The organism is Ramlibacter sp. WS9 (genome assembly GCF_003797765.1).
Taxonomy (GTDB): domain Bacteria; phylum Pseudomonadota; class Gammaproteobacteria; order Burkholderiales; family Burkholderiaceae_C; genus Ramlibacter.
Window position 1 is genome coordinate 1 of the sequence record NZ_RKMB01000014.1, and the last position, 16,108, is coordinate 16,108.

Below are 16,108 nucleotides of genomic sequence, written 5' to 3' on the forward strand. Positions count from 1 at the left end.
TGTCCGGTGGCCGCGCACTCGGCAGCTCGGAGAAGTTCAATGAAGTGATGACGCCCCTGGCCGACAAGCTGGGCGCGGCCATCGGCGCGAGCCGGGCGGCGGTGGATGCGGGCTATGCGCCCAATGATTTGCAGGTCGGCCAGACCGGCAAGATCGTCGCGCCGCAGCTGTACATCGCGGCGGGCATCTCGGGAGCGATCCAGCATTTGGCCGGCATGAAGGATTCGAAGGTGATCGTGGCGATCAACAAGGATCCGGAGGCACCGATCTTCTCGGTGGCCGATTACGGCCTGGAGGCCGACCTGTTCACCGCGATTCCGGAGCTGATCGCCGCGCTTTGACCTGACTTATTCCCTTTCCCTCTGGGAGAGGGCGCAATACCGGCAAATCAGGTCCGCACCTGCTCCAGCATCCAGTCCCTGAACACCGCGAGCACCGGGCTCTCGGCCTTGTGCTCCGGGCTCACGAGGTAATACGCGCGATCGCTCGGCGCCGCATGCTTCACGGGGATGACGAGCCGCCCCGACTTGATGTCGTCGCCCAGGCAGTATTCCGGCACCAGCGCAACGCCCAGCCCCACTGTCGCGGCCTGCAGCGACATGAAGTACAGCTCGTAGCGCGGGCCGACCAGCTCTTTGCCCGGGCTGTAGCCGATCGACTCGAACCACAGGCGCCAGGAGTGCGGGCGCGTGCTCTGTTGCAGCAGCGGGTATTCCGCCAGCTGCTGCGGCGTGAGCTTCTTGCGCGGTGCGATCAGCGACGGGCTGCACACCGGCACCAGCGTCTCGGGCATCAAATGAGTCGCTACAGTGCCGGGCCAGTTGCCGTCACCGGTGTAGATGGCCGCGTCGAAGTCGGTCTCGTCGAAAAGGAAGGGGCGGCTCTGGCTCGACAGGTTCAGCGTGACGTCCGGGTGCTTGCGCGCAAAGTCGGGCAGACGGGGCAAGAGCCAGCGTGTGCCGAAGGTGGGCACCACCGCCAGTTCCAGCGTGCCGCCGCGGCCCTGGTGCGCCATCAGGTCGAGCGTGTCGCGCTCCACTTCGTCCAGCCGCTGCGCCACCTTGCGGTGGTAGGTGGCGCCGGCTTCGGTCAGCACCACGCCACGCCGTGACCGGCGAAAGAGCTTCACGCCCAAAAAGTCCTCCAGGCCCGCGATCTGCCGGCACACCGCGCTTTGCGTCAGCGCCAGTTCATTGGCGGCCTCGGTGAAGCTGGCGTGCCGCGCGGCGGCCTCGAAAGCGTTCAGCGCGTTGGTGCTGGGGATCTTGCGGCGCATGCAGTTCTGCCCGGAGTTCTCGAAGTGCGATTTTCGCACGAGAGGGTGAGAACAAATCGTTTTACCCCAAAGGCGCGGACTCTTACAGTCGCCCGATGCCCCACCCCGAAATGCAGAAACCGAACCCCACCGACAGCACTGCCGGCGCCCTGTCGCACCTGCGCGTGCTCGACCTGTCGCGCGTGCTGGCGGGTCCTTGGGCCAGCCAGATGCTCGCGGACCTCGGCGCCGAGGTCATCAAGGTGGAGCACCCGGAGCGTGGCGACGATACGCGCGGCTGGGGCCCGCCCTACCTCGAAGACACGGAAGGCCGGCCCGTGGAGTCGGCGTACTTTCTCTGCGCCAATCGCAACAAGAAGTCGGTGGCATTGGACATGGCTACCGCGGAAGGCCAGGCGCGCATCCGCGAGCTGGCGCTGCAATCCGACGTGCTGGTCGAGAACTTCAAGGTTGGTGGCCTCGCGAAGTACGGGCTGGACTACGCCAGCCTGGCGAAGCTCAATCCGCGCCTCATCTACTGCTCCATCACCGGCTTCGGCCAGACCGGCCCTTATGCGCAGCGGCCGGGATACGACTTCATGATCCAGGGCATGGGCGGCCTCATGAGCCTCACCGGCTTGCCCGACACCGAACCGGGCGGCGGGCCGGTGAAAGTCGGCGTCGCGCTCACCGACGTGCTGACGGGCCTGCATGCCGTCGCCGGAATCCTCGCCGCGGTGGCGTGGCGCGAGAGGTCCGGCGAAGGCCAGCACATCGACCTTGCGCTGCTCGACGTGCAGGTGTCGTGCCTGGCGAACCAGGCGCAGAACTACCTGGTTACCGGGCGATCACCGCAGCGCCTTGGCAACGCGCACCCGAGCATCGTGCCCTACCAATCCTTCCCCACCGCCGACGGCGACATGATCCTCGCGGTGGGCAACGACAGCCAGTTCGCATCGTTCTGCCGCGTCGCCGGGCATCTCGAGTGGTCCGCCGATGCGCGCTTCGCGACCAACGCCGCGCGTGTCGAAAATCGGGCCGCGCTCGTCCCCTTGCTCCGCCAAGCCACCGTGATGCGCACCACGGTGGAGTGGATCGCCCTGCTCGAAACGGCCAACGTGCCCTGTGGCCCCATCAACACGCTGGAAGAGGTCTTCGCCGACCCGCACGTCATCGCGCGCGGGCTGCGTGTCGAGATGCCGCATGCGGCTGGCGGCACGGCGCCCGCTGTGGCCAGTCCGCTGCGGCTGTCGAAGACGCCGGTGCGCTACCGGCACGCCGCGCCCGCCTTGGGCGCTGACACGGAGCAGGTGTTGGATGGGTTGACGCGGCCACGACCCGCTGCGAAAAGGGCCTAAACCCCATAGGCAAATTGCCTAAGCTTCGGGGGTGGCGGGGTGGTGTGATCGGGGCTCGACTCCCCCAGAGGCCAGCCTATGGACCGCGCCCCCCACGAGATATCCGCGCTTGCGCATCACGATGCCAGCCTGCACGACCCGCAGGACGAGCTGGCCTGCCTGCGGCGTGAACTGGCCGAGGTGCGCAGTTCGCAGCAGTTGCTTTTGTCGACCCTCGACGCGGCCAGCGAAGGCATCGTGACGCTTCAGCATTCCGATGGCTCGCTCCACTTCAACAGCCGCTTCGCGCAGATGTGGGGCATCCCCGAAGCCGAGATCGCGCACATCGACCGGGATGAGCTGGTGCGTCTGCAGGCCACCCGCGTGAAAGATCCGCAGGAGCAGTTCCGTCGAACGGAAAAACTACTTGGGAACCCGGAGCACGCCGTCATCGGCCAGGTGGAAATGCTTGACGGACGCGTTCTCGAGCGGGAAGTCAGCCCGCAACGCGTGGGCGGCAAATGCGTGGGCAGCGTGATCACATTCCGCGACATCACCGAACGGTTGCGCCGCGAAGAAGAAATCCGGGCGGCCGACCGCGAAATCCGCCGCCATCAAGCCACCCTGCTTTCGCTCATCGACTCGATCCCCGACACCATCACGTTCAAGGACCCGGACGGCCGCTACCTGGGCTGCAACAAGGCATTCAGCGAAATGACCGGCTACCGCCCAGAGGAGCTGCTGGGCCACACGGCGCTGGAAATGTTCCCCGGGGACAGGGGCCGACTGGTGTGGGACGAGGAGCGCGCCCTGATGGCCGACCTGCAGCCACGCGTGACCGAAGACCTGCAAGCCTATCCGGACGGCTCGCAACACTACAAGGAGATGCTGCGTTCGCCCTTGCGTGATCGGGAGGGCGCACTCCTCGGCATGCTTGCCATCGGCCGCGACGTGACCGAACGCCGCCATGCCGAGGAGGAGGTCCGCCGCGCCAAGGAGATCGCCGAGGGAGCCACGCGTATGAAGTCGGACTTCCTGGCCAACATGAGCCATGAAATCCGCACGCCGATGAACGCAATCATCGGCCTGTCGCACCTGTTGCTGAAGACCGACCTCGCGCCGCGCCAACGCGACTACATCGCCAAGGTCCAGACATCGGGACGGCACCTTCTGGGCGTGATCAACGACATTCTCGACTTCTCCAAAGTGGAGGCCGGCAAGCTGGACCTGGAGAACAACGGCTTCGAGCTGGCGAGCCTGCTGGACAACATGCACGCGCTGCTGGGAGAGAAGGCGCGGTCGAAGGGGCTGGAGCTTGCATTCGAAGTTGCGCCTGACGTTCCGTCTCACCTGGTAGGCGACCCGCTTCGGCTCGGCCAGGTGCTGATCAACTACGCGGGCAACGCGGTGAAGTTCACCGAGCGTGGCCAGGTCACCGTCTCGGTGAGTGCCGCTGAACGGACGGACAACGACGCCCTGCTGCGTTTTTGCGTGCGCGACACCGGCATCGGCATCACGCCCGAACAGATGGGGCGCTTGTTCCAGAGCTTCTCGCAGGCAGACGCCTCGACCACGCGCCAGTTTGGAGGAACCGGCCTTGGGCTCGCGATTTCGCGGCAACTGGCCGAGCTGATGGGCGGTGAAGTCGGCGTGGAAAGCGTACCGGGTGAAGGCAGCACCTTCTGGTTCACCGCGCGGCTCGGGATCGGCGCCGGCCAGCCGCCCGAGGCCGAACCGATACTCGCCTCGGCAGGCGATGCCGGCGTCGGGCCGGGCATCGCCACCGGCCTGGAGACGATCCGCGGCGCACGCATTCTGCTGGTGGAAGACAACGACATCAACCAGGAAGTGGCACGCGAGATGCTGCAAGACGCGGGCCTCGTGGTCGACGTCGCCGCCAACGGACAGGTCGCGCTGGCGATGGTGCAGCAGTCACCTTATGACCTTGTCTTCATGGACATGCAGATGCCGGTGATGGACGGCGTGACCGCCACCGTCGAGATTCGCCGCTGTCCGCTGCTGCGCAACCTGCCCATCGTGGCGATGACCGCCAACGCGATGGAACAGGACCTGCAGCGCTGCATCGATGCGGGCATGGACGATTTCGTGGTGAAGCCGATCGACCCGTCGTCGTTGTGGGCCGTGCTCCTGCGTTGGATCAGGCCCGCCGCGCAGCCGGTGACCGCGCCGGACCCGTCGGCGCCGGCCAACCCGTTGGGCGACCTGCCGGAAGGCATCCCCGGGCTCGACACGGCGCTGGGGCTGTCGCGCATGATGGGAAAGAAGAAGCTTTACCTCGACATGCTCCGGCGTTTTGCCGACAGCCATCGCGGCGCGGTGGAGGAAATTTCGATGGCTTTGGTTTTCGGCGATGCACCAGCCGCCGAGAGGCTGGCCCACACCGCGAAGGGCGTGAGCGGCAGCATCGGTGCCACCGCGTTGCAAACCGCCGCGAGCGAGCTGGAACAGGGCCTGAAAGACGGGCTGCGCGGCGCGCCACTGGAGCCGCGGCTGCGGGAATTCGAATCGGCACTCAACGTGCTGATCGAGGCGCTCGACCGCTGCCTTTGACCGAGTGCGGTTCAAGCCGGCGGGAATGACGCCGGCGTTCCGGTGCGGCCGGTGGGGCGAAGCTGCGACGCCAAGCCCTCCGGCAAGATGCCCTGGAAATGGATGCCCAGGCGCGCCAGCGTCTGGCGGGCCACGGCCTCACCGTGGTACGACGCCAGCATGCTCATGACCTCCGGGCGCATGTACCACAGGCCGACGGCATCGCCGGCGACGTGGATGCGGTGCATCAGCGCGCGCGCGCCCGGGGCCGCGCTGATGCCGGCCAGCGCTTCGAGCATCGCGGAGCGGAGCGCCTCGGTGCGTTCCTTGTGAGTCGCGCGGGCCGGGCCGGCACCGGCGGGCTCGCTGCCCGCCAGGCCGCGGCTGGACGAAAACCAGTTCATGGCGCTTGCTCCTGAAGATCGGCGCGGCTGCTTGTTTGCGAGCCAGCGAACACTCCCTGCGTTGGGATAAGTATTGATATGAAGCATAAGCAATTCAAGCTCAATATGGTTATGAACGATCAGTAGTTTCCCTAGCCACTCTCGAACTTCTCATTTGACGGAAGGGAGTGGCCGCCGAAAGTGCTCGCATTGCTTGCCAGAAGGTTTCTAATGGTCTATAACTTGTTGGACCCATCGTGCATCGCGGGGAGATGATCGCAATGACGAAGAAGATGCCCAGTGCACCGCCGCCCAACGGCAATGCGCGCCTCGAACAGTCCGAGCTGAAGAAGCACTTGGGCTACTTCCTCGCGCGGGCACGCTTCATCGCCTTCCGGGCCTACGAAGAGCATGTCGGCCGGTCGCACGACTTGAGGCCTGTCGAGTTCTCGCTCATGGTCCTTCTGGCCAGCAACGGGCAAGCCACGTTGACGCAGCTGTCGCAGGCCTTGGGCGTGGCGCAGCCGAACATGACGGGCGTCCTGCGGCGACTCGAGGGCCGCGGCCTGTTGGAGCGCGCGCGCGCCGAGCAGGACAAGCGCATGCAGTTCATCACACTGAGCGCGGCGGGGACGAAGCTGCTGCGCCAGGCCCGCGCGGCAACCAAGGACATGGACGAAGGCTGGCTGGGCCAGCTCACCCCGGCCGAACGGGCCATGCTGGTGGAACTGCTGGAAAAAGTGGCGTTCGCGCGGCCTTCGATGCCCGCGGACTCTCCTCAGGCCTGAGGCGGCCAGTGCCCGGTCCAGGTTTCGTAGGCCGCGATGTCGGCCGGCACCGCACCGCGCACTTCGCAGATGTGGCCCGCGAACTCGTTGGCACGCTCCAGCGCCGCCTGCAAATCCCAGCCGCGTAGCAACCCCGCCAGCATCACGGCCGAGAACGAATCGCCCGCGCCCACCGTGTCCACCAGTTGCGCCGGCCGCGCGCTGCGGTCCCGTGCGACGCAATGCCCCGCCGCATCGAAAGCCATTGCGCCATTGGCGCCGCAGGTCACCAGCAGCATCTGCAGCGGCAGGCGTTCCAGCAGGAACCGCGCACCCGCCTCCACTGACGCCGCGTCGACGGCGTTGCGGCCCAGCCAGGTGCACAGCATCGCCAGTTCTTCGTCGTTGACCTTGAGCACATCGGCCAGGCGCACCACCTGCAATGCGTCTTCGCGTGCTACATGGCCCTCGCGCCAGTTGAGATCGACGTAGCGCTGGCCGGCATGCGCGCGCAACAGTGCCAACCCGGTGGCGCGAGACGCCGGCGAGCGCAGCGCCAGCGTGCCGCAGTACAGCCAGCCGCCCGGTTCCAGCGTCGCCAGCGCGCCGTTCGCCGGCGCTGGGTCGATGAAATCCCAGGCGCTGTCCTTGCAGATGTAGAAGGCGTGGCCGCCACCCGGCAGTGTCTCCACGTCCACAGCGCCAGTCGCCCGCGCCGGCAGGATTTGCACGCCCTCGCGCGCCATGCCGTAGCGTTCGAACTCCGCCATCACCGGTTGCGCCGTGGCGTCCGTGCCTACGGCGCTGATCATCAACGGCGCTTGGCCGAACGCCGCCAGGTGGCGCGCCACATTGAACGGTGCACCACCCACCACCGGACCGGTGTCGAACCGATCGACCAGCATCTCCCCGAAAACGGCAACGCGCGTCATGCGGGGACCTCGTCGAAGTGCGGCGCGAGCGCTGGGTACAAGGAGCGAAAGCGCCGGTAGCGCGGTTGCAGGATCGCCGCCTCACCGGCGTCGGGCGCGAACACACGGCCGCCCACCGCGGCAGTGCACACGTCGGACTCGCTGCCTTCGTCGGCCAGCCACGCCAGCCGCGCGGCGCCCACGGCCGCGGCGGCGTGGGCACCGTCGGCACGCCGCAGCACACAGCCCAGTGCGGACGCCAGCAACTGGGCCCAGGCATCGCTGCGCGCGCCGCCGCCGACCAGCGCGAGTTCGCCCGTTGCGGCGTCGCGCTGCATCGCCATCAAGCCATCTTTCAAGCCGAAGGCCACGCCTTCCATCACCGCATAGCCGATGTCGGCCGGACCATGTTCCTGGCGCAGGCCAGCCAGTACACCGCTGGCCTGGGGGTTGTTGTGCGGCGTGCGCTCGCCCGACAGGTAGGGCAGGAACAGCGGCGCCCGCGCGCGTTGCGCCGAAGAGAGCTGCGATGCATGCGCCACCAGTTCGGCTTCGGTGTTGCTGCCCGTGAGACGCTTCGCCCACGCCAGCGCGCTCGCAGCGCTGAGCATCACCGACATCTGGTGCCAGCGGCCCGGCAGTGCATGAGCGAAGGCATGAACGGCCTGCTCCGGCGCCGGCCTGAACGCATCGCCGGCCAGGAACACCACGCCCGACGTGCCCAGCGACACGAAACCCTGCCCCGCGCGCGCCGCGCCCATGCCCACCGCGCTGGCGGCGTTGTCGCCACCGCCTCCGGCCACCACGACCTCGGGGCGCAATCCCCAGGCCAGGGCCAGCGCGGACCGCAGGACGCCGGTCGGCGCGCTGCCCTCCACCAGCCGGGGCATGTGCTCCAGCGAGAGGCCGCAGGCTTCGAGCATCGCGCCGCTCCAGCGCCGTGCCGCCACGTCCAGCCACAGCGTACCGGAAGCATCGGACATGTCGCTCACCGCCTCACCGGTCAGCTGAAGGCGCAGCCAGTCCTTGGGCAGCAGCACCTTGCGCGCCTGCGCGAACACTTCCGGCTCGTGCTTGCGCAGCCACAGCAGCTTCGGCGCCGTGAAGCCGGCCATGGCGAGGTTGCCTGTGATCTCGCGCGAACGCGGCTCGATGGCTTCGAGTTCGGCGCATTCGGCGAATGCGCGGCCGTCGTTCCACAGAATAGCCGGGCGAAGCACCCGCTGCGCCGCATCGAGTACCACCGCCCCGTGCATCTGGCCCGACAGGCCAATGGCGCGCACCGCAAGCCAGGCCGCAGGCGCCGCGGAGCGCAACTGCGCCACCGCCTGCTCGACCGCCCGCCACCAATCCTGCGGATTCTGTTCGCTCCACAGGGATTGCGGGCGCGAGACTTCAAGCGGCGCGTCGGCCGTGGCCACGACGTGATGATTGCTGTCGAGCAGGACCAGCTTGACACCCGAGGTGCCGAGATCGATTCCGAGGTACATGGCTAGTGCTTGAGGCCGAAGCGCGTGTCGACCTGCCGGCGGAACTCGCTGGGCGTCATGCCCTTGATGTCCAGGAAACGGCGGTTGAAGTTGGCGATGTTGTTGAAGCCCACTTCGTAGCAGATGTGCGTGATGAAGCGGTCGGACTCCATCAGCAGCTGGCAGGCGCGGTTGATGCGCACCTGGTTCACAAAGTCGGTGAAGGTGTTGCCGGTGGCGCGCCGGAAGAAGCGCGAGAAGCGGCTTTCGGTCATGCCCAGTTCCTCGGCCAGATCGGCGGCGGACAGGGGCTGCGACAGGTTGTCGGTGATGCGGCTGACGATGGCGTTGATCTGGTCGAGCTGCGTGTTGTCGTCGACGCTCTGCAGTTGTGCGTGCGACAGCAGCCGGTAATCGGTGCAGCGCGCCAGCTCGCCCAGGAATTCGCAGAACACGCCCAGCCGCGCGAGGCCGTGGCTGGCCTTGATGTCGTGCCAGTGCTCGGCGGCGTGATCCGACAAGCCGAAGAATTCGACACCATGGCGCGAGCGCTCCAGCAACGGCAGCACTTCGCCGAGTTCGGGGATGTGTTCGGCCGCATGCTCGATCGGCGCGTGCGGGAACTGGATCACCAGGTCGCGCTCGGGGATGCCGCCTTCGGGCATGTCCAGCGAAATCCAGTTGTGCGGCAGGCGCGGGCCGGTCAGAACCAGGTGGCCCGGCTGGAAGTAGCCGATGTAATCGCCGACGAAAGCCTTGCCTGACGACGCGACGATGAGGTGCAGCTCGTACTCGTCGTGGTAGTGCCAGCGCGCCAGGGGCGTGGGGAAGCCGTGCGAGAGGCAGCGGATGAAGCCTGTCTCCGGCGGCTCGTAGCCCAGCGACGGGCTGCGCGCATAGTCGTGCTCCAGCTCCGGCTGGCGCTGGCGGGGGACGTTGCGGCGGCGGGTCATCATGCTGGCCATGGCGAAGGTACCTGCTGAAAGGTTAGCTCATGACGTTGCCGCCGTCCACATTGAGCGTCTGGGCGGTGATGTAGGAGGCCTCGTCGCTGCCCAGGAACACGGCCGCACCGGCGATGTCCGACGGCGCCCCCATGTAGCCCAGCGGTACGGCCAGGCCGACCTGCTTTTTTTTCTCGCCGGGTGCCAGGCCCTCGTGCCGGGCGAACAGCGCATCGACGTGCTGCCACATCGGCGTGTCGATGACGCCCGGCGAGATGCCATTGACGCGAATGCCATAGGGCGCCATCGCCAGCGCGGCCGACTGCGTGTAGCTGATCACAGCCGCCTTGGTCGCGCAATAGTGCGACACCAGCGCTTCGCCACGGCGGCCGGCTTGCGAGGCCATGTTGATCACCGCGCCGCGCACCTCGCGCGCCACCATGCGCGTCAGCACTTTCTGCATGACGAAGAACAGGCCCTTCACGTTGACGGCGAACAGGCGGTCGTACATCGCCTCGTCGCTTTCCAGCAGCGGCGCCAGGTCGAATACGGCGGCGTTGTTGAAAAGGATTTGCGGTACGCCCAGGCGCTCTTCTGCAGTGGCAATCATGGCGTCGATCTGCGCGGCCCGTGTGATGTCGGCGCTGACATAGTGCGCGCGGCCGGCGTGCGCCGCCAGCAGCGGCACGAGGGCGGCGGGTGCAGTTGGCGCGATGTCGACGATCGTGCAGCGGGCGCCCTGCTCCAGGTAGGCTTGCGCGACGGCCAGGCCGATGCCGCCGCCGGCGCCGGTGAGCAGCGCGTGCTTGTCTTGCAGGCGCCCGAGCATTCGTACTTCGCTCATGCGTATTCCTTTTGCAGTTGCTCCACCCGTTCGGCGGCTCCGCGCAATGCGGCCAGCAGTTGGGCGTTTCCGGCTTGCGGCCCCCAGAGCGATGTGTCGGCAGCGAAGGCGGCCACCGGATCGGGTGCGGCGCAGATCGCGTGGGCGACTTGCGGGTCCATGGCCTGGTCCTCATACGCATACGGCAGCTCACCGTCGTGCCAGCGCCGCAGGCAGGCCAGGAACAACGCCGGCAGCATCGCCACAGCGTCTATGGATTCGCCGCGCGCCATGCGCTCGCGCACCGTCGGCGCGATGAAACCCGGAATCTTGGAGAAGCCGTCCATGGCGACGCGCTGGTTCGTGTCGCGAAGCGCCGGGTTGCCGAAGCGTTCCAGCACCACGTCGCGGTAGCGCGCCAGGTCAATCGGGCTGGGCTCGAGCACGGGGATCGTGTCGTCGGTCACGTAGTCGTAGGCCAATTGCCGGATTCGCGCGTCGCGTGTGCCTTCATGAATGAAGCTGTAGCCCGCCAGCGTGCCGGCCCAGGCGATGCAGCTGTGCGTGGCGTTGAGCAGGCGAATCTTCGCCTCTTCATGCGCATCCACCGACTTCACCATCTCCACGCCGACTTTCTCCCAGTCGGGACGCCCATTGGCAAAGCGCTCTTCGATCACCCACTGCGTGAAGCTCTCGGCCATCAGCGCCGCGGGATCGTCGTGCCGAGTGGCGGCCTTCACGCGCTGCACCACTTCGGCGGTGGGCCGCGGCGTGATGCGGTCGACCATCGCGTTAGGGCTGGCGGTGTGGGTGTTCACCCAATCCAGCAGGCGGGCATCGCCCAACCGCTCGATGAACTGCAGCAGGCCGGCGCGCGAGCGGTCACCGTTGTGGCGCAGGTTGTCGCAATTGAGCAGCGTCACGCCGCTGGCGCCGCGCGCCATGCGCTCGCGCAGGATGGCGGCGAGCGCGCCGTAGATCGTGCTGCCGGGCCGGCCGGCGCGTGCGGCCGCAAGATCGTTCTCGACGTCGGCGAGCGCGAAGTCCAGCTGGTTGGCCGCGTTGAGGTAGTAGCCCGCCTCGGTCACGGTGAAGGAAATGATGCGCGTATGGGCGTCGGCGCCGCGCGCAACCAGCCCGGACAACTCCGCATCCCAAGGCACCACGGTGCGGATGGACGCGATGCGCGCGTAGTTGCGCTCGCCGGCCGGCGTCACGGTCTCGAGCGTGTAGGCCCCGCCCTGCGCTTGCAGCGCGGCGATGGTCTCGGCCATGTCGGGACGGATATTGCCGGCCGCGAGCACCCAGCCGGTGTCGCCGGCCTCCATCAGCCGGTGCAGGTACACCGCCTGGTGCGCGCGGTGAAAGGAGCCCAGCCCGAGATGCAGCATCACGAGCGGCGCGGAAGAAGCGGTTGCGGAAGCGGGAACGGCCATTTGTCTTCGCGAGCCTTGTTCAGTGGGCCACCGGCACGGGCAAGGCATGACCCTGCGCGTCGAACAGGTGCACCGCATTCGCGTCCACGTCCACGCCGACGTTGTCGCCGGCGCGCAGCTGCGTGCGGGTGCTTTGGCGCGAAGTGAGCTGGGCACCGCTCGCGGTGCTCACGTAGATCAGCGTCTCCGCACCCAGCGCTTCGACCAATTCCACGCGGCCGTCGAACTGGCCTTTGCCGGCCGTAGTGAGCGTCACGCTCTCGGGGCGCAGCCCCACCACGCCGTCGCCGGGCAGCCGCACACCCAGCACCGATTGCAATTGCGGCAGCACACCGGCCGACACCACGTTCATCTGCGGCGTGCCGATGAACTGCGCGACGAAGCGGCTGGCCGGTCGGTCGTACAGCTCCAAAGGCGTGCCGACCTGTTCGATGCGGCCATCGCGCAGCACCACCACGCGGTCGGCCAGCGTCATGGCCTCGACCTGGTCGTGCGTCACGTAGATGGTGGTCGCGCCCAGCTCGCGGTGCAGCTTGGCGATCTCCACGCGGGTCTGGCCGCGCAGCGCGGCATCGAGGTTGGACAGCGGCTCGTCGAACAGGAACACCTTGGGCGAGCGCACGATGGCGCGGCCGATCGCCACGCGCTGGCGCTGGCCGCCGGACAGCTCACGCGGCGTGCGTTGCAGGTACGGGCCGAGGTTCAGGATCTGCGCTGCGCGTTCGACCTTTTCCTTGATCACCGCCGGATCGGCCTTGGCCAGGCGCAGCGCGAAGCTCATGTTGTCGTACACGCTCATGTGCGGGTACAGCGCGTAGCTCTGGAACACCATCGCCAGGTCGCGCTTGGACGAAGGCAGTTTGGTGATGTCGCGGCCGTCGAGTTCCAGCGAACCGGCGCTGATTTCTTCCAGACCGGCAATGAGGCGGAGCAAGGTGGATTTGCCGCAGCCCGAAGGGCCGACGAAGACGACAAATTCGCCGCGCTCGATGGTGAGGTCAATGCCCTGGATGACGCGGGCCTCGCCGAATTTCTTCTCGATGCTCTTGAGTTGGAGGAATGCCATATTGTTTCTTTCGCGATTACTTCACAGCGCCGAAGGTGAGGCCTTGGACCAATTGCTTCTGGCAGAACCAGCCGAACACCACGATGGGCGCGATGGCCATCAGCGAGGCGGCCGAGAGCTTGGCCCAGAAGAGGCCTTCGGGGCTCGAATAGGAGGCGATCAGTGCCGCCAGCGTGCCGGCCTTGGCCGCGCTCAGGTTCAAGGCCCAGAACGCCTCGTTCCAGGACAGCACCAGGCACAGCAGGCCCGTGGATGCCAGGCCGCCCATCGCCAGCGGCGCGAGCACCATGCGGCACTCCTGCCACAGCGTGGCGCCGTCCATTCGCGCGGCTTCCAGGATCTCGTGCGGGATGTCCTTGAAGTGCGAGTACAGCATCCAGACCATGATCGGCAGGTTGGACAGGGTGAAGACGATGATCAGGCCGGCCTGCGTGTCCAACAGGTGGCTCTTTTGCGCCAGCACATACACCGGCACCAGCGCGCCGACGGCCGGCATCATCTTGGTCGACAGCATCCACATCAGGATGTCGCGGGTGCGCTTGGTCTTGAAGAACGTCATCGAATAGGCGGCGGGCGCGGCGATGGCCAGGCCGATCAGCGTGGACAGCACGCTGGTGATGACGGAGTTCTTGGCGTACAGCAGGTAGTCGCTGCGCTGCTGCACCTCGTGGAAGTTTTCCAGCGTGGGCGAAAAGAAGAACAGCGGCGGCACGTTGATGGCCTGCAACTCGGTCTTGAAGGCCATCATGAACAGCCAGCCGAGCGGGAAGAAAATCATCAGCGTGACGATCCAGGCCGCGGCCGTGCGGGCGACGAGGGCCGGGGTGAAGCGATACGGCAAGTTCATGATCAGTCCAGGTTCTTGCCAACCATGCGGATCAGGAAGATCGCGGCGATGTTGGCGAGCAGCACCGCGAACAGCGCACCGGCCGACGCGACACCCGCGTCGAAATTGAGCAGCGCCTGCTTGAAGATCAGGAAGGCGATGTTGGTGCTGGCGTCGCCGGGTCCGCCGCCGGTGGTGGTGAAAATCTCGGCGAACACGCTCATCAGGAAAATCATCTCGATCATGATCACCACGGCGATCGACCGGCCCAGGTGCGGCAGCACCATGTAGCGCAGCTGCTGCAGGTAGTTGGCACCGTCCATGCGCGCCGCCTCCAGCTGCTCGCGGTTCATCGATTGCAGCGCGGTGATGAAGATCAGCGTGGCGAACGGCAGCCACTGCCAGGCGACCATGATGATCACGCTGAAGAGAGGCAGGTCGGTGAGCCAGTCCACCGGGGTCGCGCCGAAGAAGATCCAGACCTGGGCCAGCACGCCGTAGATCGGGTTCATCATCATGTGCTTCCACAGCAGCGCGTTGACCGTGGGCATCACGAAGAAAGGCGAGATCAGCAGCAGGCGGACCACGCCGCGCCCCGGGAAGGGCGCGTCGATCAGCAGGGCCAGGGCGACACCGCCGACCACGGTGATTGCAATCACGCTGCCCAGGAGCAGCAGCGTGTTCCCAACGGCCACCGTGAACGACGGGTCGGTGACGAAGAACTCGTAGTTGGCCAGCCCCGCCCAACCGATCACCTCCGGCTGCATCAGGTTGTAGCGGATGAATGAGAAGTAGATGGTCATCAGCAGCGGCACGATCATCCAGAGGAAGAGCGCGCCCACTGCAGGCGCCATCAGCGCGCGGGGCAGGAACCGGGTCATCGAGAATTCGCCTTGCTGTTGCCGAACGTGTTGCGGCGGATTACTTGTAGTACCCGGCCTTCTTCATCTCGCGCTCGGCCGAGTTCTGCGAGGCCTTCAGCGCCGCGTCCACAGTCGTCTTGCCCGCGAGTGCCGCGCTCATCTGCTGGCCCACGGCGATGCCGATGGCCTGGAACTCGGGGATGGCGGCGAACTGCACGCCCACATACGGGCTCTTGGGCAGTGTGCTGTCGTTCGGGTTGGCAGTGTCGATCGCGGCCTTCTCGGCGGTGGCGAACTTGGCGGCCTTCAGGAAGTCGGCGTTGGCGTAGGTGCTCTTGCGCGTGCCGGTCGGCACCGTGCCCCAGCCGTTGGTCTTACCCACCAGCTGGATGTAGTCCTTGGACGTGGCCCAGTCGATGAACTTCTGCGCCTCGGTGACTTTGGCCGAACCCGCCGGAATCGCGAGGGCCCAGGCCCACAGCCAGTTGGCACCCTTGGGCGTCACGGCCGTCGGGGCTTGCGCATAGGCCACCTTGTCGGCCACCTTCGACTGCTTCGGGTCGCTGATGAAGCTGGCTGCGATGGTCGCATCGACCCAGGCGCCGCATTTGCCGGCGTTGAACAGGGCCAGGATCTCGTTGAAGCTGTTGGCCGACGAACCCGGCGGGCCGTAGTTCTTCAGCAAGTCCACGTAGAAGTTGATCGCGTCCTTCCAGGGCTGCGATTCCAGCTGCGGCTTCCAGCTGTTGTCGAACCACTGGCCGCCGTTGGTGTTGACCAGCGTGGTGAGGAAGGCCATGTTGTCGCCCCAGCCCGGCTTGCCGCGCAGGCAGATGCCGTAGACGCCTTCCTTGGGGTTGTGCACCTTGGCCGCGAAGTCCTTCACCTGCGCCCAGGTCGGCTTGTCGCCCAGCGTCACGCCGGCCTTGTCGGCCAGGTCCTTGCGGTACATCAGCATCGAGCTCTCGCCGTAGAAGGGCGCGGCAAACAGCTTGCCGTCGAGCGACAGGCCGTTGCGCATGGCGGGCAGCAGGTCGTCCACGTCATACGCGGCGGTGGGCTTGAGTTCCTGCAGCCAACCCTTCTTGCCCCAGATCGGCGTTTCGTACATGCCGATGGTCATGACGTCGAACTGGCCGCCCTTGGTGGCGATGTCGGTCGTCACACGCTGGCGCAGCACGCCTTCTTCCAGCGTGACCCACTTCAGCTTGATGTCGGGATTGGCGGCCTCGAAGTTCTTGCCGAGCTTCTGCATCTCGATCATGTGCCCGTTGTTCACGGTGGCAATGACCAGCTCGGTGGCTGCCTGGGCAGCGCAGGACAGGGCCAGCGCGGCGCCGAGCGCCAGAGTCGCTTTGAATTTCATGTATGTCTCCTAGAGAAACCGGTAAAGGGTTTTTGCGACGCGAATCGCTTTGGGCGCCGACGGGTGAACGATAAGTCTTCCCCGCGGCGCGACTGATACTCGGCTGAGGCTT

15 protein-coding genes are annotated in these 16,108 nt (G+C 66.6%); 4 read left to right on the forward strand and 11 right to left on the reverse strand.

The annotated features are described in order from the left end of the window. On the forward strand, window positions 1-341 hold a 341-nt coding region (locus EEB15_RS19830; protein WP_199236578.1), incomplete at its 5' end, for an electron transfer flavoprotein subunit alpha/FixB family protein. Between the two features lie 47 nt (window positions 342-388). Here the strand turns inward: EEB15_RS19830 and gcvA are convergent. Continuing rightward, a complete protein-coding gene (gene gcvA, locus EEB15_RS19835) occupies window positions 389-1,276 on the reverse strand; it encodes a transcriptional regulator GcvA (protein ID WP_141511619.1) in 888 nt (295 codons plus the stop codon). Window positions 1,277-1,371: 95 nt separating this feature from the next. Here gcvA and EEB15_RS19840 point away from each other — a divergent pair, with 95 nt between their 5' ends. After that, entirely contained in the window at window positions 1,372-2,613 is a 1,242-nt protein-coding gene (locus EEB15_RS19840) for a CaiB/BaiF CoA-transferase family protein (RefSeq protein WP_233259553.1), read from the forward strand. Between the two features lie 78 nt (window positions 2,614-2,691). After that, window positions 2,692-5,163: an ATP-binding protein gene (locus EEB15_RS19845; RefSeq protein ID WP_141511620.1), complete on the forward strand. Its 2,472-nt coding sequence runs from the start codon at window positions 2,692-2,694 to the stop codon at window positions 5,161-5,163. Window positions 5,164-5,174: 11 nt separating this feature from the next. On the opposite strand, the gene EEB15_RS19850 is transcribed toward EEB15_RS19845, so the two are convergent. After that, on the reverse strand, window positions 5,175-5,546 hold the full coding sequence (locus EEB15_RS19850; protein WP_141511621.1) for a hypothetical protein: 372 nt from the start codon (window positions 5,544-5,546) through the stop codon (window positions 5,175-5,177). Window positions 5,547-5,806: 260 nt separating this feature from the next. Here EEB15_RS19850 and EEB15_RS19855 point away from each other — a divergent pair, with 260 nt between their 5' ends. Beyond that, window positions 5,807-6,313 (forward strand): MarR family winged helix-turn-helix transcriptional regulator, encoded by a 507-nt coding sequence (locus EEB15_RS19855; protein ID WP_158290171.1) that lies wholly within the window; start codon window positions 5,807-5,809, stop codon window positions 6,311-6,313. On the opposite strand, the gene EEB15_RS19860 is transcribed toward EEB15_RS19855, so the two are convergent. Genes EEB15_RS19860 through EEB15_RS19900 form a run of 9 tightly spaced genes read right to left on the reverse strand, consistent with a single transcriptional unit; the run spans window position 6,304 to window position 15,996 of the window. Beyond that, window positions 6,304-7,224, reverse strand: coding sequence for a PfkB family carbohydrate kinase (locus EEB15_RS19860; RefSeq protein WP_141511623.1), 921 nt, complete (start codon window positions 7,222-7,224; stop codon window positions 6,304-6,306). The two genes, EEB15_RS19855 and EEB15_RS19860, sit on opposite strands and share 10 nt — an antisense overlap. Then, complete coding sequence (gene xylB, locus EEB15_RS19865; RefSeq protein ID WP_141511624.1) at window positions 7,221-8,693, reverse strand: xylulokinase; 1,473 nt, start codon at window positions 8,691-8,693, stop codon at window positions 7,221-7,223. Before xylB ends, EEB15_RS19860 begins: the two co-directional genes overlap by 4 nt. 2 nt (window positions 8,694-8,695) lie before the next feature. Then, a complete protein-coding gene (locus EEB15_RS19870; RefSeq protein WP_233259554.1) occupies window positions 8,696-9,637 on the reverse strand; it encodes an AraC family transcriptional regulator in 942 nt (313 codons plus the stop codon). 22 nt (window positions 9,638-9,659) lie between these two features. Then, window positions 9,660-10,445, reverse strand: a complete 786-nt coding sequence (locus EEB15_RS19875; protein WP_141511763.1) for an L-iditol 2-dehydrogenase — start codon at window positions 10,443-10,445, stop codon at window positions 9,660-9,662. 11 nt (window positions 10,446-10,456) lie between these two features. Beyond that, window positions 10,457-11,875 (reverse strand): D-arabinitol 4-dehydrogenase, encoded by a 1,419-nt coding sequence (dalD, locus tag EEB15_RS19880; protein WP_141511625.1) that lies wholly within the window; start codon window positions 11,873-11,875, stop codon window positions 10,457-10,459. Window positions 11,876-11,894: 19 nt separating this feature from the next. Continuing rightward, window positions 11,895-12,941, reverse strand: a complete 1,047-nt coding sequence (locus tag EEB15_RS19885; RefSeq protein ID WP_141511626.1) for an ABC transporter ATP-binding protein — start codon at window positions 12,939-12,941, stop codon at window positions 11,895-11,897. Between the two features lie 16 nt (window positions 12,942-12,957). Then, window positions 12,958-13,788, reverse strand: a complete 831-nt coding sequence (locus EEB15_RS19890) for a carbohydrate ABC transporter permease (protein WP_141511627.1) — start codon at window positions 13,786-13,788, stop codon at window positions 12,958-12,960. Between the two features lie 2 nt (window positions 13,789-13,790). Next, on the reverse strand, window positions 13,791-14,648 hold the full coding sequence (locus EEB15_RS19895; RefSeq protein ID WP_141511628.1) for a carbohydrate ABC transporter permease: 858 nt from the start codon (window positions 14,646-14,648) through the stop codon (window positions 13,791-13,793). Between the two features lie 40 nt (window positions 14,649-14,688). Next, window positions 14,689-15,996: a sugar ABC transporter substrate-binding protein gene (locus tag EEB15_RS19900; protein ID WP_141511629.1), complete on the reverse strand. Its 1,308-nt coding sequence runs from the start codon at window positions 15,994-15,996 to the stop codon at window positions 14,689-14,691. Window positions 15,997-16,108 lie beyond the last annotated feature (112 nt).